The organism is Prochlorococcus sp. MIT 1303 (genome assembly GCF_001631965.1).
Classification (GTDB): Bacteria; Cyanobacteriota; Cyanobacteriia; order PCC-6307; family Cyanobiaceae; genus Prochlorococcus; species Prochlorococcus marinus_D.
In genome coordinates, this window is sequence record NZ_LVHK01000029.1 from 1 (window position 1) to 19370 (window position 19370).

Sequence of the window (19370 nt, forward strand, 5' to 3'; positions counted from 1 at the left end):
TTCTTTTATCAATCAATCCACGATCACAGTGATGGGAAACTACTGGTCTACTTTTTCCCCAGGGCCAGGATTGTCTCTTTTTTGAGTAGATTAGTTTTATTAGCCTTAATAAAAAAGGCTTCTTCCTGAGCAGAAGAAACCTTGGATTGAGCTTGTTTGTCTTCGTTTAGAGTGGTTCTCGTGAAAACTATTTCAGAATAGGTTTACCAGCAGTTTTCTCCTTCGCCGATCGGGACGCAAATATTTGATTTCTTTGCCTTTTTGGCAGCTTTCTTTGCCTCTTCATCAGGTTTGCTTTCAGCATCGATGTCTTGATCAGTGGTCCACTCTTTCAGTCCTCCCATATCACCTTCACCGCCTTCGCCAGCGTGACTAAGATTTGGCTGAAGTGCGTTTGCCGCAAGCAGTGCAGAAGCTGCAAGAAATATTGCTACAGGAGACTTTTTACTCATGCTTTGCAGATAAGCGTATCTACATACATTTTGACTCCCCTACTCAACCATTGCTTGGCGATTCGATACTTGGCCTAGTATCAAATGATTCAGTCTTCAGTTGCCGAGGCGCCTGAGCAGGTTGGTGTACGCCTGAAAGATCAAGTCCAGTTCTGGTGAACGGCCATGTTCGGCAAGAAGGGCGCGGGCACCAGCATTGAGGCCAAACAGAATGGTGCGGTCTTCATTGCTGCTGATATAGCTCTGGATCCAGCCAACACAAACCAGCCGCTCACCAGCAGTGACTGTTTCCACTGCATGCAGGCTTGTGCTGGGATAAATGATCACCTGGCCAGCCGGCAGCTTCACTTGCTTGCTGTCTTGCAAGGTTTGAATGCACAGAGCCCCTCCCTCGTAGCTTTCGGGTTCGCTGAGAAATAGCGTGAAGGAGAGGTCGCTACGCCCTGAGCTCATGTAGGCATTGTCGACATGCATTCCATAGCCCTGGCCAATACCGGATCGGCTGAACATCACTCCGTGGATGTGCCTTGGCAAGACAAAGCTCTTCACAAGCGGATCTGATTCAAGCTTCTCAATCACCAACTGACTGTTTTCTTTGGCGGTTTTTGAGTTGCGATCCAGCTGGAGGTTGTTCTTGACTTCGGCTGCTTGATATCCCGCTGTTTTACGTCCGTCCTGCCATGAGGTTTCGTCAGCCAAGAGAGTTTCACGCAATTGGCTCACAGTTGCCTCATCAAGCAATGGATGGGTCAGGGGCTCCATAGAGATTGCTGGGTAAATCCCACAATAACCAATACCTCGACGTTATAAAAGTCTGGATGACTCGTATAAATAAAACTGTAAACTTCCTAATCTTCGCTTTACTTCTAATTCTTCTATGCGAGACAAACTTTATCCCAATCCCTTAGTGAATGAACGGTGGGAGTTTCGAATAGTTAATACAGAAGGACTGACTGTTTTGTCTTAGAGGTTCAAATCCTTTATTTCACTATTCCTTATACCCAAACCAATACCTATAACTATATGAAGATTAAGAAAAGTAGTACTAACCAAAAAGAATAACTCAAAGTCAATCAAACAACAAGTTATCTAATGCCTCCTTGCCAGAAACCCTCCCAGGAGGAAATGAACAGGTGGAAGGAGAGTGAACAACTATCAATACTACCTGTTCTTCAACCAACACCTAAGGAACTACTTCAACACCAAGAGGTACAGAAACCCAAACAAGTAGTTAAATCAAAACCCACGACCAATCTATCTCCTATACACAAACACGGAACACTCCCTCTGCCTACACCGACTCCAAAGAATTCAAAGAAGGATCTAAAGAAACAGATGATGGAAATGAAGGAGTGCTTGGATAAGGTTCGGATTCAATATGCTTATCGATCTTTATTATCCGTCCTGTTGTTCTGGAGATAAAACCACACCAATATGCTCCCGACGATGAAAATACTTACAACAGTTGTATTACCCGAGAGAATAGTAAACATAGATTACTCAGGCCTCTTGTTATCAAACGTTTCAACCTCTCCTTCAGTTGAATCATAGTATCGGACTTCATCATATTCTTCTGTTATTAACTCCATGTCGAAACCTTTGTAATCGTCATCGTTAACGTATTTATTAAACACACGGATACCTTCCTCCAGGTTTTCAATCTTCTCGTGGTTTGTAGGAGGGTGTCCAGGAGTATCGTAGACATTCAGTAAGTAACTCATAAGTTAGTTAGGGTCATAATGACGAATGACTTTGTTGGTTCCATCCTCAACTAACTCTATAACCTCATCATTGAATTCATCGTCATCAACATAGAAGTGAAACATCTCCTCTCCCTTCTCTAAAGACAACTCAGTTTTTAGTTTCGTAGGAAGAGCATCTATGTAATACAACAAGTGGTAAGTCATATAAGGTGGTTGTTTATCAGTCCTGTAATTTGCCCTACTTTTCCACACTTGGATTGACCATCACCCTCCACCTCAAAACTTCTTTGTGCTTCTCTTTTCCTCTTTCAACAGACCAGCTGTAACTACAACCACAAAGAAAGAAGGCAATCGGAGTAATTCCTAAGGTCTCCCATTTGTAACTAAAAAAGAATAAAACAAGGAGCAGAATGAACCACATCAATAACTTATTTATCCTAAGTTCCAATTCTAAATCTCTCAACTTCTTCATTTTTTCAGTCGGAACTGGTCGTAGAGGTGGTTCTTTCATCAGTCATCTCCTGATGTTGGCTGTTCAATAGTCCAAGCTACCGTTTGAATAAGTCGTTGTCTTTCCTCCTCCTCAACGGTTTTCGTCCTTTCTAGGGGTAGAAAACACCAGTCCAAGTTGGTTTACGGACTCTGTGTGACGAGTGAAACGTTTTTCTTCTACGAGAGGACATTGGTAGAGTGGAGAATGAACCGATTGATTCCCCCTTGAACTTAACAAGATCAGATAGAGAAGGAATTTTTATGGGTCTATTGGTTGTTTTGATTGTCACCCAAATCCCAACATCACTAAAAGACCATAAGATAAATGTTTGTAGAGATACAATAGAGACATATAATCAATCACTTTATAAGAAATACAAAGAGAGGAAGTATAGTAAAAGAGATTATCAAGAGGTCTATAACTGTCGAGACCTTCTAGGTCTTGAATCTGATAATGTGTTGTTATATAGAACCCGTGAGGGGTAGGAATGAAGTGTCCGAATCATTCTCATTCCCTTTACATTATTCAGTTGATAGAGGGGTAATTGTTTCAGAGTTCTCGAAGATGTAGTTCTCTACTGTCTTGGTCTCTTAGTGGTTAGCAATTAGGTTTAAATACTCTTGAAGTTGTCTAATCATTCATAGAGGTTTCTTTCAGAAAAAAATAAAATAAATCTCTGAAAGTTCTTATCGTATGTAGTCCGACCAATTTTACCCCGTATTACCACCTTCGGATGTTGGATAGACTGTAGAAAAGGGTACATACACCTACTTTCCACTTGATTGTTCCAACCCTATTAAGTAACTGTTCTAACTACACCTCCACATCCCTTCCGAATACTGGTTTGTTAGTAGTTGTCTGTAAGGTTCCTACAGGTACAACCTGACTGTGGACCTTTTCAGTCATCATCCTGATAGGTATTAATTCTAGTTTTCTTATTTCGATTCGTCGCGATCCGCCGCATAGATTTTCCTTCGATCCTTCACCAACTCAGACCAGGACTGAATTCTTCCCTGAGCGGTTCTAACGTACCACTGTTCCAACTATGTTCTAGTCCCATAAATAACCATTTCCCTTAGTTCTATTGCAGATGATAAGAATTGCTGATGAAGTCCCCTCATCAGCGCGTTGGCTCTCCCGGGCCGTGGGTGCATCATTTGTTACCGCGGCTGGTATTGAATGCGCAAGGAGGCTTTCAGTGCTCTCAATAGGGTGAGGCTTGCAACGTTAATGGTTTGTTGGCAATGGGTTTGAAGGCGCGTCTTACGTATTCAGGCTTGGCGGCCATTCTCGCCCTTAGCACTGGATTCAGTCAAAACGGTGTTGCGAATGCTCGAGAAGTACGTGTTTATTCAGGTCGGCACTACAACACTGATCGTCAAATTTATAAGAAATTTTCTGAGCAAACAGGGATCAAGGTTCGGCTGATCGAATCTTCTGGTATTTCATTGTTAGAGCGTCTTAAACGAGAGGGGGCAAACTCTCAGGCAGATGTGATCATCCTTGTTGATGCGGCACGCATTAGTAATGCAGCAAAAGAGGGGCTTTTGCAACCTTCGCGTTCAACAAAATTGGATAGCGAAGTGCCTAGTGCCTATCGCGATCCGCAAGGTCGTTGGTATGGACTGACCCGTCGCGTGCGGGTGATTGTTGCCAATCCATCGAAGGTGAACGTTGGCAGTATTCGCAGTTATGCCGATCTGGCTAGCCCCTCACTTAAAGGGAAGGTGTGTCTACGCAAGCGCAACAACGTCTACAACCAATCTTTAGTCGCTGATCAGCTTGTGTTGCGCGGTGAGACGGCAACCAAGAGTTGGTTGCAGGGAATGATCTCTAACGTTTCCCAGCCTTACTTTGGCGGAGATGTCTCCCTGGCTCGTGCCGTTTCACAAGGCATCTGTGGTGTTGGCATCGTTAATCACTACTATGTTGCGCGGATGCGTGCTGGTGTGAGCGGATCGAAAGACAAGGCTCTTGCTAATAAGATCACGGTTATCACACCTGATCCCGCCCACGTCAACGTGAGTGCTGGTGGGTTGGCTAGGTATGCAAAGAATAAGAAGGAGGCGATTCAGCTGCTTGAATTTCTTGCTTCACCCGATGGCAGTCAAGGCATGGCTGGCCCCACCTATGAACATCCGTTGAATGGCTATGGCACGTCGTTAGAACTCAAAAAGTTCGGCACTTTCCGCCCCGATCGGGTCACGATTAGCCAGCTCGGAGCGAATAATGCCAAGGCGATTCAGTTGATGGCTCAATCCGGTTGGAAATAGGGTTTTAGGCTTGTGGGTTCAGGGCTAGAGCCTTTCTTAGGGAGATCCTTTGTAAGGCTCTCCCTCGAACCCTGCAGACTGCGAAGCGCAGAGAGGGGAATTCTCGAGATAGTCGTTTGAGTTTGTTTGCGAGGGTTTTCTTCGCCTTTGCTTGTTGCAGGCTTGGCCCTTACAGCACTAGTGCTTGGTGCCCAGCCCTTTCCTTCTCAAGCAATGGTTGTCGTTGCTGTGGTGTTGCTGATCACGGCTCGTTTCTGGCTGATTCGTCTCGGCATTACCCAAAGCAGGGCTACAGCATTGGCGTTGATGTTGCCATTGTTGTTGGCATGGGCTTGCTGGTGGGGGCAGCCGAGGCCTGGACCTTTGGACCCTGTGCGTTTGTTGGCGAGTGCCGGTTCTTTTGATCGTTCCTCGCGCCTACCGCTTCGAAGCAGCCTCGAAGGCCGGCTGCTGAGTGATAGCCGATTGCTTCGTGATAACAGGTTTGTGGCTGATAGTTGTCGTGCCTTGTTGGCCGTGGATCGGCTTAATGGCTTGTCGCGCCATGGCCGCAGTGAAGTTCAGCTACGACCTTGCCCTCAGCTTTTGCAGCAGGGTTGGCGAATCCGTGTGCATGGTCAGTTGCGCGCTCCGGCTCTAGGGCCTCATTCGCTACTGCCTGGGCCAGCGGAGCGGCTTCAGCAGCAAGGAAGTTGGAGCCAATTCTGGGGTGATCAGGTTGAGGTGTTGCAACGTCCCTGGACGCCCATCGCCGATGCTCGTCGTGTGGTCGCCATGCGCTTACAACAACTGGCAGGTCCACGTTCGGGAGGATTGCTGGCGGCTTTGGTGTTGGGTCGTGCCCAAGTTGATCTGCCGCTTGATTTGGTTAAGGCGTTCCGCGTTGCTGGCCTTTCCCATGCCTTGGCGGCCTCAGGCTTTCATCTTTCTGTGCTGTTGGGAGCGTCGCTGGGGATCGCTCGGTTGCTGCCAAGGCCCTTTCGTTTGACGTTTGCTGCAACGGCACTGATCAGCTTTTTGATGCTGGCCGGACCACAACCGTCGGTTGTGAGAGCTGTGTTGATGGGTAGCACGGTGTTGTTGATCAACGAAGGCGGAGGCCGCAGTCGTCCTCTAGGGGTGTTGCTAGCGACGTTGGTGCTGATGTTGTTGGTGAATCCCGCCTGGGCGCGATCGATTGGTTTTCAATTGAGTGCGGCAGCTACTGCCGGATTGGTCGTCACAGCAGGGCCCCTAGAGCGGGCTCTATCCAAGCGTCTACCTACATGGCTTCGAGGGTTGGCACCGGCGCTGGCTGTTCCTTTGGCCGCAATCGTCTGGACGCTGCCACTACAGATTGTTCATTTTGGATCCACTCCTGTCTATGCCCTAGTGGCGAATCTGCTGGCTGCTCCTTTGTTGGTGCTGCTCACCCTCTCAGCGATGGCGTTGGCCTGGTTGTGTTTGCTCTTGCCTGCTGGCTGGTTGACTCCATTGCTGCACTGGATCAGTTGGCCGATCCAGCAGTTGGCTGGGTTATTGATTGCTCTGGTGCGTTGGATCTGCACTTGGCCAATGGCGCAGTTGTTCACCGGTCATCCCCAGCCTTGGTTGGTGCTGTTGTTGGTGTTGGGATTGCTGCCTTGGTTGGTAACGGGATTGCGTCACTGGCGTCACTGGGGAGTGGTTGCGTTGTTGTTTTGTTCGTTATCGCAGGCTGTTGTACAGATGGGCGATGGACTCGTGGTGGTGCATCAACGCAGTCGTCAATGGTTACTAGCTAGGCATCGTGGGCGGGCGGTTTTGGTTAGTACGCATGGAGATGGTCGTAGCTGTTGGCAGGCTCGTCGGCTGAGTGAAGCGTTTGGGCATGCTCGTCTTGATTGGGCGATGGTCTTGGATCCGGTTGCCAGTGAGGCGGCGTCCTGTTGGCGAAATCTGGCCCATACCGTGCTGGCTGAGCATCAGGGTGTGATGCCTTTGCAGGTTGGACAGCGGTTAGTCAGTCCTGGCCTGGAGGTGAGACCAATCGCTGCAGCAGAGCAGAGTTTGCAGTTGCGAGCTGGTCGTTTGCGTTGGCATCTGCTGCCAACGCGTCAGGCCTATTGGAGTTGGCGCGATCGTCAGGGTTTGGATGGCGTGGAGCGTCAACCTTTAGTCAAATCAGAGGATTTGACAGGTGTATGGCTTGGCTTTGTCCCAACCTCTCTTGAGCGGCGATGGTTGCTACAACACACTGCAGGGCGGCTTTGGGTCAGTGGTAGAGCCAGCGGCTCCTTCAGCATGGTGGCCTCAGCGTTTTAAAGTTGCCTTGCGTCTTTACGGGCGTCTGGAGAGGTGGCTGAGTGGTCGAAAGCGAACGACTCGAAATCGTTTGACGGGCAACCGTCCGTGGGTTCGAATCCCACCCTCTCCGTTTTTAGTTTGTGCTGCCGGGACCTGACAGGTCTCAGAGTGCTTTAATAGCAAGAGATCTAAGGCATGACGCTGTCCTGAGAAGTCCTCGACGAACCTCTCCGGAGCGCTTGGTTTGTTGGTGGATATGTTGGTGGATATTGTGGTTGTGTTGGTGGATGAAATATGTGTTGGTGGATTTCGTGAGATGGGTCTGACAGAAAGGGAAGTCAGGTCACTATCAGTCAAGTCAAAGAGGTACAGCAGGTCCGTGGGAGACTCCCTATATGTATTGGTAGAACCTGTAAAAGGCAGTGGTGGTAAGAGTTTTGTAGGAAAAATGCGTTCTAATGGCAAGCAAATTGATGTTCGTATCGGCGTTTTTGGCAAAGGTCCAGGGCAGTGGACTCTCAAAGCAGCAAGAGATGAATGGTTTCGTTTGCGGAGTTGGTATAGAGAGACAGGCAGAGATCCAAGAGAATTGCAAAAGGATGAGAAAAGGCAATTAGCAAAACAATCTTTTGATCAAACACTTACTGAGTTGGTTGATTCTTATTTGATTGCATGTAAGACGAAATACAAACAGTCAGAGACCACCATTAGGGACAAGAAAAATAAGTTGTCCAATGAAATCATCCCTGCTTTAGGTGGAAGTACTCCTGTTAGTCGTTTGGGATGGGATGAGAAATCAAAAGGTAGGACTGGCAGAGAAGCGGTCTTTGAGATCACTGACTCCATAGAGAAGAGGGGGTCTCTGAATCAGGCAAGGAAGGTGCTTGGGGTGATGAGGCACCTCTTTGACTACGCCATAGAACGGGGATGGATGGAGAGAGGTCAAAACCCTGCAGTGCAAGCAAGGAGTGTTGGTGCAGGGCATGAGGTCCAACACAACCCTTGTTTGTCGTGGGATGAGTTGCCGCAGTTATTGGATGACTTAAACCGCAATAAGGGGAATGGGTCACAGGTGGTTCTTGCTGCGATCAAGTTGGATTTAATGACTTTCTTGCGTGTTGGGTCACTGGTTCCAATGCGTTGGGATGAAGTGGATTACGCAGCAAACCTATGGACTGTGCCTGGAACCAGGATGAAGAGCGGCAAGAATCATTGGGTTCCTCTTACTGATCCAATCAAGGATCTGCTGGCACATCTGAGGAGAATCAATGGTGACCAGGAGTATGTGTTCTGGAGTCCAAGGGGTAGAAGCAAACCCCATATCCACGAGTCAGCATTGAACCAACACCTCAAAGTGCGCCTTGGTTATGGAGGAAGGCAAACCGCTCATGGACTTCGTTCTTTGCCACTAACAGCAGGGCAGGAAGTCCTTAAGTTCTCTGCTGAGGTCATTCAACGGCAGATGGACCATGCCGTTGGGGACAAGGTTCGTCAGGCATACGACAAGTCCCAACTTCTTGATGAGAGGTGGAAGTTCATGCGTGCCTGGTGTGATGCGCTACTTGATCAAGGACTTGAGGTCTAAAAGAAGCGTCAGGCAGTTCTAACGGCAGAGGAACCCTTCTTGCACCTGCTCTTAATTGGCAACCAGTCTTCTGAGTAGGTACTGGTCCATCTCGCCTTACGCCACTCATCAAACATCTGAGTGCCTCCATAACGCTTGATTAGGTCATGGAGCACAACACCATTGAGAGTGCATCCATCCACGGGACATGCCAGCACATAGGTGTCCTTACTGCGTGCATAACCCATCACTGCCTTGTGCTTCTTGCAGTTGGGGCACTGAACCCTGAAGGTTTCTTTACTGTTGAAATTATCTTTTCTTTTGATTCCACCTAACCTTGATGCCATTTCAATGAAGAATGGATATTCAATATTGAGATCAGTTTTAAACTCATAACCCATAAGATTATCTCTCTACTTGCTATTATAACTTAACACAATATCAACAATTAGTCAATAACTTGTATAGATAGAGTGGGTATGAAATTTTGGACTTCTTGAGTTCGCTAAGTTCACTTTAGTGTTCTCAAAGTCATCTTAAGGAGTAGAGACGACTTTAAAGGTATTTATAAATATAAGTACGCTTACTACCTAAGACTGCTTTCTAGCGATAAAGCATCAATTGACAATCAAGATCATCTTTACTTTATTTACAAGAACTATGCAAGCAATTCAAGAACCAAAGCAACTAATCAAATCAGTTTCCTATAAGAGAACAGAACACAAGGTACTAAAGATGGAAAAAGAACTACAAGATTATTATGGATATGACTACAGTGGATTACATAAGACTCTTGTAAGAGATGCTTTCGCAAAGATCAGAATGATTTAAAAAGGAACAATAATGAACACAATCAAACTATCAGCAGTCCATTATCAGATGCTATTAGAACTATCAAAGAAGAAGCACATTAAACCAGTTGATTACCTAGAAGAGTTAATACAAGAGGTTTTCAATAGAAAGTAGATGAGTAATCCAATAGTGGGTTTATAAGGTTCCATAAATCTAATCTATATGCGGACCAGATCGACCTTTGAATACACTTCGGATTAAAATTTTTCTGAGGTAAAAAAATGGTCTATCAAGGTCGCACATGAATAGTAAAATGGTTGTCTAGTTATCATAATAAAAAGGAGCAGAACAGTTGGCATCACTAGTTCAGTGTGTGTACTAAAAGGCAAGGGCGAGGTCCTCCCGTGTTATATTCTTTATCTTCGAAACGAAGAGAGTAGTCCGATCTGACTGCATCTCATTGATTGATTTGTATGGCGAACGCAAACCGCCTAATTAACCCCTGGAACTATCAGGGAAATTGCGTTACGAGCCCTTCGATTTACTTTTTCTATGTGTTCAGTTGTTTCTCCTGCTCCACTACTTAATCGTGTACAGTTAAAAGCAATTTTGCGTATCAATAGCGAACCCACTTTTCAAGATCTACTGCGAACTGAACAGATTCCTGCTCCTTCTGGTCGTTATAAGCGTACTCATCTGTGGACTTCTTCTGAAATTTATTCAATTGCAGAGAGCGATCTTGCAAATAGGTTTTCTATTACCACGGAAGTGAAGGTTGATGTCCGTATTGATGCTACTGACAAATAAAAAGACAAGGATTAAAATTACTACTCTTTAATTTGCTTTAAGACCATTACAGCACCATCGATTATTCGGTGGTGCTTTTTCCTCACTCTTCTACTTCTCAGTTGTTCTTATAACTCCAGAAAATCTATAAAGCGATCAACCCCACAAGCGCTTTGCCTACCAGAAGCACAAATACACCTTCTGCAAAAAGCAACCAGGCAATCGTGGAGTTGTTCAGACCCAACTTCCTATAACGATCCAACGTTGAGTCATGCACTTGTCGGATACGAGCAAGCATTTACTGTGCTCCTATAACTTTGACTTGATTTCCATCTTCACTTAATTGTATCCAATTCTTTAGATCCTCCTCGGCATAGGTTTCTATTCTTTTTGCATATACAGCATCTGCGTCTAAATCTTCAATCATTTCATAACCAAAAAAATCCAATAATTCTTCTTGGCTCTTAAAGCATCGATCACTCCATTCGTAATTTTTATTACCCTTAGCATACTCATATTCATAACATTCATAGAAATAAGCAGTCTCATAATTTGCCACTAAAGCAAACTCATTTTTCTTTTTTTCAGTCAGTTTGTCGTAGACACCCCAACCAATGATCAAGACTGGCATTACTTCTTACTTCTGTTCTTGTAGACAATCCATCCCACAATCGCAGTAAATAGAACTGCATCAACTACTAAATGCCAAGCAAAGAAGTCCATAGTTAAGACACTGGGTTTATTAAGACAAACTGTTTATCCATCCAAAGAAACTCCATCCACCCATTCAGGTTTAAACCCAATCAGTTCAGTCACACCTTCCTCCCAACCATCAGGAAAATACTTCTCGTAGTACAGATCAATTTTTTCTCTCATCAGTAGTCCCCCATCTAGACAATTGGATTTTGTGCGATCACTTTTGCCGTTGGGTTTCGAGCAAGAGCAGTCTTCTTGGCACCCTCAAATTTGGAGACTACTACAATCTCCTTAAGAGTTTGACCGCCTTGATAGAGGGTGACTTCAACTTTCATCACACTTGCCCTCTATATTTCTTGAACTCATCTAAGTCACTTGTAACTATGCTCTTGTAATCATCAGGGAACCTTGCCTTCATTATCTCTGGAATTGCCAAGCAATCTGGATAGGGATTATGCAAATAAAAAATAACTTCCTTCTCTTCCTTCAAAACAATGTAATCAGATAACCCCCCTATGTTTTTTTTAGTCATACTGCCACGACCTCTTGCTCCACGATGATCCTTCTGATGGTGGAGAGAGCAAGACCTGTTTGCTCTCTTATAGATCTGTAAGAGCACCCTTCCTTTCTTAGGCGTAGGACCAGACCTTCTTTGACTCGACTGGTCTTAGGTCTACCTCCCAAGTTCCCGCCACTGTCTTTGCGGTGTTGGATGCTCTCAATGGTTCTCTCTCTGGTCAGTGAGCGCTCTACTTCTGCAAGACCCGAGAGCAGACCAATGAGCACAGGAGCGAATTTCCCAAGTCCTCTGGTGTTGATCAAACCATCCAGGGTTCTGATATGGATGCCACTCTGCTGCAGGTCATGGATGCGATTGACCACCTCGACCTGGGTCCTGCCTAAACGATCCATCTTTGTGACCACCAACTCATCACCTTTATCGAGTGCACTGAGTGCTGCCATCAGTTGAGCTCGTTCTTTCTCTTTGACTGTTGTGCTGATCGTTTCTTGGAAAACCACGCAGCATCCTTCTTTTTTCAGATCAGCAACCTGACCTTCAGTGGTTTGCCCTGAGGTACTGACGCGGGCATAACCAATCGATTTGTAGTTGGGTTTATCCATGAATGATGGTCTCTCGAACTTGCGCTTTTGGAATTTGCCCATGCGTGTTCCAAAAAGAGGGGTGTTTCACCTGTATTTCTACCTTAGCAACCAGAACGCCTTAATGGAACACATGTGAGATTGATTTTGCTTGACTTTGAGAGATGACCACTTCTTTGCCACAATGATCGTTAACCGATCGTTTATTGGAACACAAGAAATAGGCACTACTGCTCATACCCCTACTCAATCTCCGTGCTTAGACCTGTATTAGGAGTCCGAGGACGTAGAGACCCTGAAAACTAGTCCTGGACTTGAGGGCATCCAACGCGGGTGCCCTTCTTCATGTCTTGCAGTTACTGACGGAGGGGAGAGAAAGAACGCCTACCTACCCTTAAAGGCAGCAGCACCAAGCAGATGTCCCGCAGAAGAACTGCTCTTGCTGCTGCCCTGTCATTGCTGCCACTGGGACAACCACTTCTCCTAGGCACCGTTGGCATCACAACAGCAACCACAGCAGTTCTTCTTCTGACCCAGAGGAATGGCAGTGCATGGATGACGGCACTCTCAAACCCTCGCGATCAGGAGCGGTGTGCATGACCTGTAACCACTTCCGCTATGCCGTTGGGAAGCAATGCCAGACCTTATTGACCTTGTCCTATCCATCAACGCCTGATTCCTCAAGGAGAGCACCTCAACAGCAAATGCCCTCAATGGATCATGAGAAGGGAACTGGAGGTTGGATGGGCGCCTGAGGTTGCTTAGATCGCCCAAGAACCATTCAGAGGGGCACAGGGCGACTGGTTGACTCAAAGCGCTGCCTCCTGAATTTTCTGATTCATCCAATCCTGCAGGGCATGCTTGGTCCAAACAACCTGTTGAGGTCCAATCTGGATTTGCCTTGGGAATTTCTTTTCGGCGATCATCTTGTAAATCGTCGACTTGGAGAGCGATGCCATCTCTTTTACTTGATTCAATCGCGGAAATTTTATTTCATAAGTCATTAGATAGATATCCTAATCCTCCTTCTTATTATATCGCATATTGCTAGATTTAACAACTTTCGTTATAGATAAATGTATGGTGGAAGTGTTGGTGGATATTGCTTATCGATCTTGCTAAGTGGTCCCGATTGGTTTGCTGCAGTGTATATTCCATTCAGATCGACGGACACCCTCGCCGTCGCTTGATTCTTCGTCTCTGGTGCAAAATATGAAAATTGCTCGAGGTATTTCAAAATGAATAAATTGCGTAAGTTTTTCCTGATTGCATTTTGGGTAGGAGCATTTGTTGTTCTGGTTTACCTCATACAGACATATGGCATTGAGCCGCTTCGTAATGCGGTGGAAAGTATGGGCATCTGGGCTCCTTTGGGGATAATGCTACTTCGAGGGATTAGTATCATTTTACCTGCCTTACCTAGTTCTGCATATTCACTTTTAGCAGGTTCTCTATTGGGGTTTAAAACAGGATACGTAACAATTGTTTTAGCCGATCTTATCTTTTGTCAAGCAGCATTTTTTATCGCTAGAAACTATGGAAGAGAGCCTGTTCGCCGCTTGGTTGGAGTGAAAGCAATGAAGAGAATCGAAGGCTTCAATCAAAATCAACTGGAGGGAAACTTTTTCCTGATGACCGGACTCTTAATGACTGGACTTTTTGATTTCCTGAGTTACGCCATTGGCATAGGTGGAACACGTTGGCGTCTTTTTACTCCAGCATTAATTGTAAGTCTCTTGATTAGTGATTCCATCATTGTCGCTGTCGGTGCTGGAGTAAGTCAGGGGGCGGGTTTGATGCTTGGAGCTGCTCTGCTTGGGATGTTTGTACTTGCTAGTGTTGCTGGTCTGACTAAGAAGAAGGTCTCTAGTACTAATCAATAGGATTCAAAATAGTCTTGTTTCCACTATTTTTCTGAAATCAGTCTTTAGTGAAAGAGGCTTGGCAGAGATGTTTCAATGTGCATGGATTTTTGAACCACTTTGAGCCAATTCTCACCATAGATCCCCCCTTTGTTCTCTCGTCTCCCTCAGTGCGAGGATGCTCTCTCAACTTTTTGGCCTTTCAGGAGTGTTTGCTAGAGATCGGCACTGCCAAAAGGTTTTGATTGCTGCTGGGCTCTTAGCTTTTGTTCCAGCCGAGGTTTGTTCTGCGTATGTCAGGAGATTCTGGCAAAAGCTTTTATCAGGCCAAAAATGGCCTAAATGGAATTACTTGATTTCTGCTGACCTTCCTGTGACAGGCAAAGAAAAGTCCACTAATAAAGGGGTCTCTAGCCTGGTTCAGGGAATCCAGCAACGCTTTCAAGCCTTTGTCACTAAGCCAAAGGGGGCGTCCAAGGCCACGCCCCAGGCTTCTGCTAAGCAGCCCAGCAGGACCGAGGATAAGGTCCAGGATCTCAGCCATGTTTCACTGCAGCCCAAAGACTCAAAGTGGGCACGCTGCAGCTGGAGCATCAGCAAAGCCGATCAGCAACGGGCAAAAAAATCAAAGGCAAAAGCCTTATGTCTGCGGCTGGTCGATCTGTACAGCCACGCCGATTCCTTGATCAGTAGGCATGCCATCAAAGAAATTCTTGTCGATAGCGAGGCACATGAGTGGTTCCTTCCTGTGCCGATGGGTGGCCGTGACTATCTCCTTGAGCTGGGCTATCAGCTTCCTAAGGGAGGTTGGCTTTCACTAGCGTTTTCAGAACCGGTCTATGTGCCGCAGAGCGATTCTTCTGAGCAGAGTTCTGATCGCTCATATAGCTCTTTCCGCCATGAGCAAGACTTCGCCTCCCAACCTTTTTCTCCAACTTCGTCTGTTGCTGAAGTTGCTGATTTTGGTGATGACGGAATGCACGAGCAGATGTATCAGCGTGCAATTTCAAATCTTCCCAACCCCAGCTTTGGCATTGGCTCGGAGACTCTTCAGGGCGATGGTCTTTCCGATCGCACCAGGCGGTTGAGTAGTGACTCTGGCTCTGGATGGATGGACAGTGGTCGTGGACAGTTTTTACGTCGTCGCCGTGAATCTCAGCAGAATGATCCCGATAATGCCTCTGATTCTGATTGGTTCTGAGCGGTTGGTGAGCACTTCGCTCATTGTTTGCTTCTGACCTGTACTTGTTAATTGGTTGGTTCATATAGACCAGCGATAGGTGTATGAGTTGATGAATCGCTAATGAGGGTTAGTCACGCGGTGTGCCGTAACCTCCACCGCCTGGAGTGCAGATCAGCAACGCCTCTCCGGCTTCGATATTGATTGTTGCGCATCCTTTGAGGGGCTCTCTTTTTCCATTGACGTGTTCAAGTTGGTTTGCTCCTAACGCCCCCGGCAGGCCGCCTGATAGCCCGAATGGTGCAATCCGTCTGGATCCAGAGAGAATCGACGCTGTCATTGGCGCTAGGAAGCGAAATTGTCGCAACAGCCCATCACCACCACGCCATCGCCCAAGGCCGCCACTACCGTGCCTTAACGCAAAGAGCTCCAGCCGTACTGGATAGCGCTGTTCAAGGATCTCTGGATCCGTGAGGCGGGAATTGGTCATATGCGTCTGTATGCCATCAGCACCATCAAACCCTTTGCCAGCACCGCTGCCGCCGCCAACCGTTTCGTAATACTGATGGTCGCTGTCGCCGAAGCTGAGATTATTCATCGTGCCCTGGCTTGCTGCCATAACCCCTAGGGCAGCGAACAATAGATTGCAGAGTGCTTGTGAGGTTTCCACATTTCCTGCAACGACTGCTGCAGGTGGGTGCGGGTTGAGCAAGCAGCCATTAGGAACGATCAGTTCAAGCGGTTCAAAGCAACCGGCGTTGAGTGGGATCGTCTCCTTCACTAAACAGCGGAAGACATAAAGCACCGCTGCTTTTGTTACGGCCAGAGGAGCTTGGAAATTGTCAGAGCCCTGGGCTGAGGTGCCAGTGAAATCAACCTTTGCTTTGCGCTGATGCTTATCAATTGAGATCTTCAGGCAAAGCTTTGCGCCATTGTCGAGCTCTACTGAGAAGGCGCGATTGTTCAATGTTTGGATCACCTTGCGCACCGCTTCGGCCGCATTGGCCTGTACATAGGCCATGTATCTGTTGACTTGTCGATCACCTGTTCTGGCGACAAGAGCCGTCAGCTCTTGAACGCCTAACTGGTTGGCGGCGACTTGCGCTTGTAGATCGGCGAGCAATTCGGCTGGGTTTCGTGGCGGCATGTTGCCGCTGTGAAGCCTTTGCTCCCAGCTCTTGCGGTCGTGGTGACCATCGATCACAAAAGACACGTTACGGAGAAGAAGCCCTTCGTCTTTGATGCTGCGACTAAAGGGCGGCATCGAACCGGGCGTGAGTCCACCCACATCGGCATGATGCGCACGACAGGCGACGAAATAGGTTGGTTTGTCGCTTGTGGTGAACACAGGTGTGATCGCTGTGATGTCTGGCAGATGGGTGCCGCCGTGGAAGGGGTCGTTGCTGAGTACTGTCTCGCCTGGGCGCAGTGGTCCGCGTTCGCCAGCGGTAATCTGTGCGAGAAGATCGGCGACTGATTCACCCATCGAGCCAAGGTGAACCGGAATGTGAGGGGCATTGGCGACGAGTGCACCCTGATGATCGAATAAGGCGCAAGAGAAATCTAGTCGTTCGCGGATGTTCACTGAACGACTGGTTTGACGTAGTCGTTCCCCCATCTGTTCGGCGATGGCCATGAAGCGATGATGGAATAACTCCAGCAATACTGGATCTGGCGTTTGCTTGACGAGTGCTACAGGGTGTTTGGTAATCATTGAATCTGCAGCGATGGCATCGAGTACAAGAGCTCCTTGTTGATCCACGCTTGCTCGCCAACCGGGCTCTAGCACGATGCAACCTGTAGCTTCTAAAATCAACGCTGGCCCTTCTAGTACAGACTCTGCTATCAGACGATCGCGATGATGGAGGGGCACCTGCTGCCAGCCAAGATCTGGCCAATGCACCTCAGCATGTTGATGCTCGCCCCGTGGTGGAGGCGTATGCAGTTGGACGTCACCTCGTCTTGATCGGCTTTGATCGCTTGGGGATGCGGGGGCTACTACTGCGACTTCGAGCCTTTCCACCACTAAAGGCTGATTGTGAGGAGGGATATAGCTAAAGCGCTTTCGATGAGCGTGATCGAAGGCTTTCAACAAATCCGTGATGCAAGTTGTTGGCTTCAGAGAGAGCATCAAGCCTTGTTCGCTGGATGCGTAGCGCAGTTCTATGCGGGCCCAACGCTTTGGTGGAGCTGAATCAAAAGCACTTGCAAGGTCTCCTGATTCCTGTAGGAGTTGTTCTGCTTGCGTTTGTTCCAGCTTGATGAGCTGCTGAAGTTTGTCCAATAGGTCTTCGTTAAGGGGTTCACGCACAGACCTTTCGCGTAATTGACGTTGACGGGCATGGCCCATCCCATGGGCTGAGAGCACACCCGCTAAGGGGTGAAGCAGCACTCGCTTCAGTCCTAGCTGAGCTGCTAGCCGGCAGGCATGTTGCCCACTGGCCCCTCCGAAGGCCACAAGCACGCCTCCACGGATGTCATGACCGCGTAGTAACGAGACCTGTTTGATTGCATCAGCCATGCGTTCGATAGCGATTGCTAAGGCACCTTCTGCGCTGTCTTCTGGTGTGCTGCCGATCGTCTCCGCTAGCTGCCTAAAGCGCTTTTGCACAACTGATAAGTCTGGGGGCTGGTTAGCCGATGGGCCGAATAGCGCTGGAAATTCGTTCACCTGTAGGCGACCCAGCAAGAGATTGGCGTCCGTGATCGTCAGTGGACCGCCACGGCGGTAACAGGCTGGTCCGGGGTCAGCACCAGCTGAGCGAGGCCCAACCTGTAGCCGTTCGCCATCACTGCTGATGATTGAGCCACCCCCTGCTGCCACGGTGTGGATTGGTAACCTCTGCGCCATTAAGCGCTGGCCAGCCACCTCTGTTTCAGGGCTGCGTTGCCAGTCTTCCTCCTGTTGCCCGGCAGGAACATGAAACACATCGGTGGAGGTTCCGCCCATGTCGAAGCCCAGTAGAGGTTGTTGGGCGAGGCCTGATGCTCGTGCTGCGGCGACAGCACCAACCATCCCCCCTGCCGGTCCGGAGAGAATTGTGTCTTTAGCGAGTAACCATTTAGGTGTCAGCAATGCACCGCTTGAGCCCATCATGCGTAGACGTGTTGACGGTCCGAGCTCCTTGCGGACTTGGTTTAGATACTTGAAAAGTACTGGTGAAACAGTCGCTTCCACCAGGGTGGTTTGTCCTCTGGGCACCAGGCGTGGCAGGGGGCAAACCTGATGGGAGCAAACCACGGAGTTAAATCCCAGCTGATTTAACCAGTCCTGCAAGTGCAGTTCGTGTTCGGGGTTGCGGTAGGCATGTAGGAGAGCAATGGCGCAGCTTCTCAAGCCTGCCTTGGCATGCCGCCGCACTTCATCTTCGAGGGCTGCATCGAAGCTGATCGGTTCGATCTCTTGCCCCTTGGCATTGAGGCGGCCTGGCACCTCGATCACGGCTCGTGCCAGGAAGGGCGTGCGGTGGATCTGTAGAGCAAATAATTCAGGCCGATGCTGATCGCCGATGCGGAGCAGATCTCTGAAACCACGATTGCAGAAGAGAAGAACCGCTTCTCCTGCATTTTCAAGCAAGGCATTGGTGGCCACGGTGGTGCCGAGGCGCACTTCTTCAATCAAGCCGATGGGAATTGGTTGTCCTGCTTTGAGCTCCAACACCTCCCGGATCGCTCTGACGGCTGGATCACCAGGTTGGTCTGGCTGTTCCGAGAGCACCTTGCGGACAATGCATTCTCCAGCGGGATTGATTCCGACAAGATCTGTGAAGGTTCCGCCGCGATCGATCCAGAACTGCCAAGGCATGCAATTGAGCCAGTGGCTTGGCGGAGAATCGTGCCTCCATTATCGAGCCTTGCGGGAGTTGCTTACTAGGCCTGGCGCTCAGGAGTGAAACAGAAGCACAAGGCCTTGGCTAACTTGGTGGAATTCTCTCTCTTCGCGACTTAGGTCCAAACCGACTTGAAGAGCTTCTTTTAGTGCATCTTCAAAGGGGGGGGTGAGTGGGGCATTTTGTTGTCTACATAAAGCTGCAATGCCCACGGGAGTGGCATGCCAGCGAAAGCGCCCAGTTTCACCAATCGCAGGTTGATTGAGGGCATCTTCAAGGAGGGAATTGATCGGCATGCTTCAAGTGGGCTTAACCCAGCTTCGGAACGCAGCACTCTTGCTGCAATCGGCTGAGAGACTTCGTGATGAACTGA

General features: G+C 48.1%; 18 protein-coding genes and 1 tRNA gene. 7 read left to right on the top strand and 12 right to left on the bottom strand.

What is annotated here, in order from left to right:
* Positions 1-203: 203 nt before the first annotated feature.
* From PMIT1303_RS01560 to PMIT1303_RS01585, 4 genes are all read right to left on the bottom strand, one after another.
* Positions 204-452 carry a hypothetical protein gene (locus tag PMIT1303_RS01560; protein WP_063397247.1) on the bottom strand — a complete coding sequence of 83 codons (249 nt, stop codon included), beginning with the start codon at positions 450-452 and terminating at the stop codon, positions 204-206.
* A gap of 96 nt (positions 453-548) precedes the next feature.
* Positions 549-1214, bottom strand: a complete 666-nt coding sequence (locus PMIT1303_RS01565) for a Fe2+-dependent dioxygenase (RefSeq protein WP_063397248.1) — start codon at positions 1212-1214, stop codon at positions 549-551.
* 734 nt (positions 1215-1948) lie between these two features.
* A complete protein-coding gene (locus PMIT1303_RS01575; protein WP_063397250.1) occupies positions 1949-2173 on the bottom strand; it encodes a hypothetical protein in 225 nt (74 codons plus the stop codon).
* A 220-nt stretch (positions 2174-2393) separates the two neighbouring features.
* A complete protein-coding gene (locus PMIT1303_RS01585; protein WP_063397252.1) occupies positions 2394-2666 on the bottom strand; it encodes a hypothetical protein in 273 nt (90 codons plus the stop codon).
* Between the two features lie 1226 nt (positions 2667-3892).
* Between PMIT1303_RS01585 and PMIT1303_RS01590 the strand changes: the two genes are divergently transcribed.
* From PMIT1303_RS01590 to PMIT1303_RS01605, 4 genes are all read left to right on the top strand, one after another.
* On the top strand, positions 3893-4921 hold the full coding sequence (locus tag PMIT1303_RS01590) for a Fe(3+) ABC transporter substrate-binding protein (RefSeq protein ID WP_063397253.1): 1029 nt from the start codon (positions 3893-3895) through the stop codon (positions 4919-4921).
* Between the two features lie 126 nt (positions 4922-5047).
* Positions 5048-7204, top strand: a complete 2157-nt coding sequence (locus PMIT1303_RS01595; protein ID WP_231901215.1) for a ComEC/Rec2 family competence protein — start codon at positions 5048-5050, stop codon at positions 7202-7204.
* Between the two features lie 27 nt (positions 7205-7231).
* Positions 7232-7316 (top strand) — tRNA-Ser (locus PMIT1303_RS01600).
* 186 nt (positions 7317-7502) lie between these two features.
* Positions 7503-8771, top strand: coding sequence for a site-specific integrase (locus PMIT1303_RS01605; RefSeq protein ID WP_063397284.1), 1269 nt, complete (start codon positions 7503-7505; stop codon positions 8769-8771).
* An 8-nt stretch (positions 8772-8779) separates the two neighbouring features.
* Here PMIT1303_RS01605 and PMIT1303_RS01610 read toward each other — a convergent pair whose 3' ends face one another.
* The 5 genes from PMIT1303_RS01610 to PMIT1303_RS01625 form a co-directional block, all read right to left on the bottom strand.
* Complete coding sequence (locus tag PMIT1303_RS01610; RefSeq protein ID WP_231901219.1) at positions 8780-9097, bottom strand: hypothetical protein; 318 nt, start codon at positions 9095-9097, stop codon at positions 8780-8782.
* A gap of 1376 nt (positions 9098-10473) precedes the next feature.
* The gene (locus PMIT1303_RS13185) at positions 10474-10626 is read right to left on the bottom strand and encodes a hypothetical protein (protein WP_156486868.1); all 153 of its coding nucleotides are present in this window, start codon (positions 10624-10626) and stop codon (positions 10474-10476) included.
* Positions 10627-10959 (bottom strand): hypothetical protein, encoded by a 333-nt coding sequence (locus PMIT1303_RS01615; RefSeq protein WP_063397255.1) that lies wholly within the window; start codon positions 10957-10959, stop codon positions 10627-10629.
* A 399-nt stretch (positions 10960-11358) separates the two neighbouring features.
* Positions 11359-11556, bottom strand: coding sequence for a hypothetical protein (locus PMIT1303_RS01620; protein ID WP_063397256.1), 198 nt, complete (start codon positions 11554-11556; stop codon positions 11359-11361).
* A complete protein-coding gene (locus PMIT1303_RS01625; protein WP_082824415.1) occupies positions 11553-12188 on the bottom strand; it encodes a recombinase family protein in 636 nt (211 codons plus the stop codon). The genes PMIT1303_RS01620 and PMIT1303_RS01625 overlap by 4 nt, the downstream gene beginning before the upstream one ends.
* A gap of 354 nt (positions 12189-12542) precedes the next feature.
* Between PMIT1303_RS01625 and PMIT1303_RS01630 the strand changes: the two genes are divergently transcribed.
* On the top strand, positions 12543-12725 hold the full coding sequence (locus PMIT1303_RS01630; RefSeq protein WP_063397257.1) for a hypothetical protein: 183 nt from the start codon (positions 12543-12545) through the stop codon (positions 12723-12725).
* Positions 12726-12934: 209 nt separating this feature from the next.
* Here PMIT1303_RS01630 and PMIT1303_RS14310 read toward each other — a convergent pair whose 3' ends face one another.
* The gene (locus PMIT1303_RS14310) at positions 12935-13129 is read right to left on the bottom strand and encodes an AlpA family transcriptional regulator (RefSeq protein WP_074159185.1); all 195 of its coding nucleotides are present in this window, start codon (positions 13127-13129) and stop codon (positions 12935-12937) included.
* A 234-nt stretch (positions 13130-13363) separates the two neighbouring features.
* Between PMIT1303_RS14310 and PMIT1303_RS01640 the strand changes: the two genes are divergently transcribed.
* Together PMIT1303_RS01640 and PMIT1303_RS01645 are read left to right on the top strand one after the other, a co-directional pair.
* The gene (locus PMIT1303_RS01640) at positions 13364-14008 is read left to right on the top strand and encodes a TVP38/TMEM64 family protein (RefSeq protein ID WP_063397258.1); all 645 of its coding nucleotides are present in this window, start codon (positions 13364-13366) and stop codon (positions 14006-14008) included.
* Between the two features lie 331 nt (positions 14009-14339).
* A complete protein-coding gene (locus PMIT1303_RS01645) occupies positions 14340-15188 on the top strand; it encodes a DUF4912 domain-containing protein (RefSeq protein ID WP_197459732.1) in 849 nt (282 codons plus the stop codon).
* Positions 15189-15297: 109 nt separating this feature from the next.
* Here PMIT1303_RS01645 and PMIT1303_RS01650 read toward each other — a convergent pair whose 3' ends face one another.
* Entirely contained in the window at positions 15298-18972 is a 3675-nt protein-coding gene (locus tag PMIT1303_RS01650; protein ID WP_063397260.1) for a hydantoinase B/oxoprolinase family protein, read from the bottom strand.
* Between the two features lie 78 nt (positions 18973-19050).
* Positions 19051-19293, bottom strand: a complete 243-nt coding sequence (locus PMIT1303_RS01655) for a hypothetical protein (protein WP_011826631.1) — start codon at positions 19291-19293, stop codon at positions 19051-19053.
* Positions 19294-19370 lie beyond the last annotated feature (77 nt).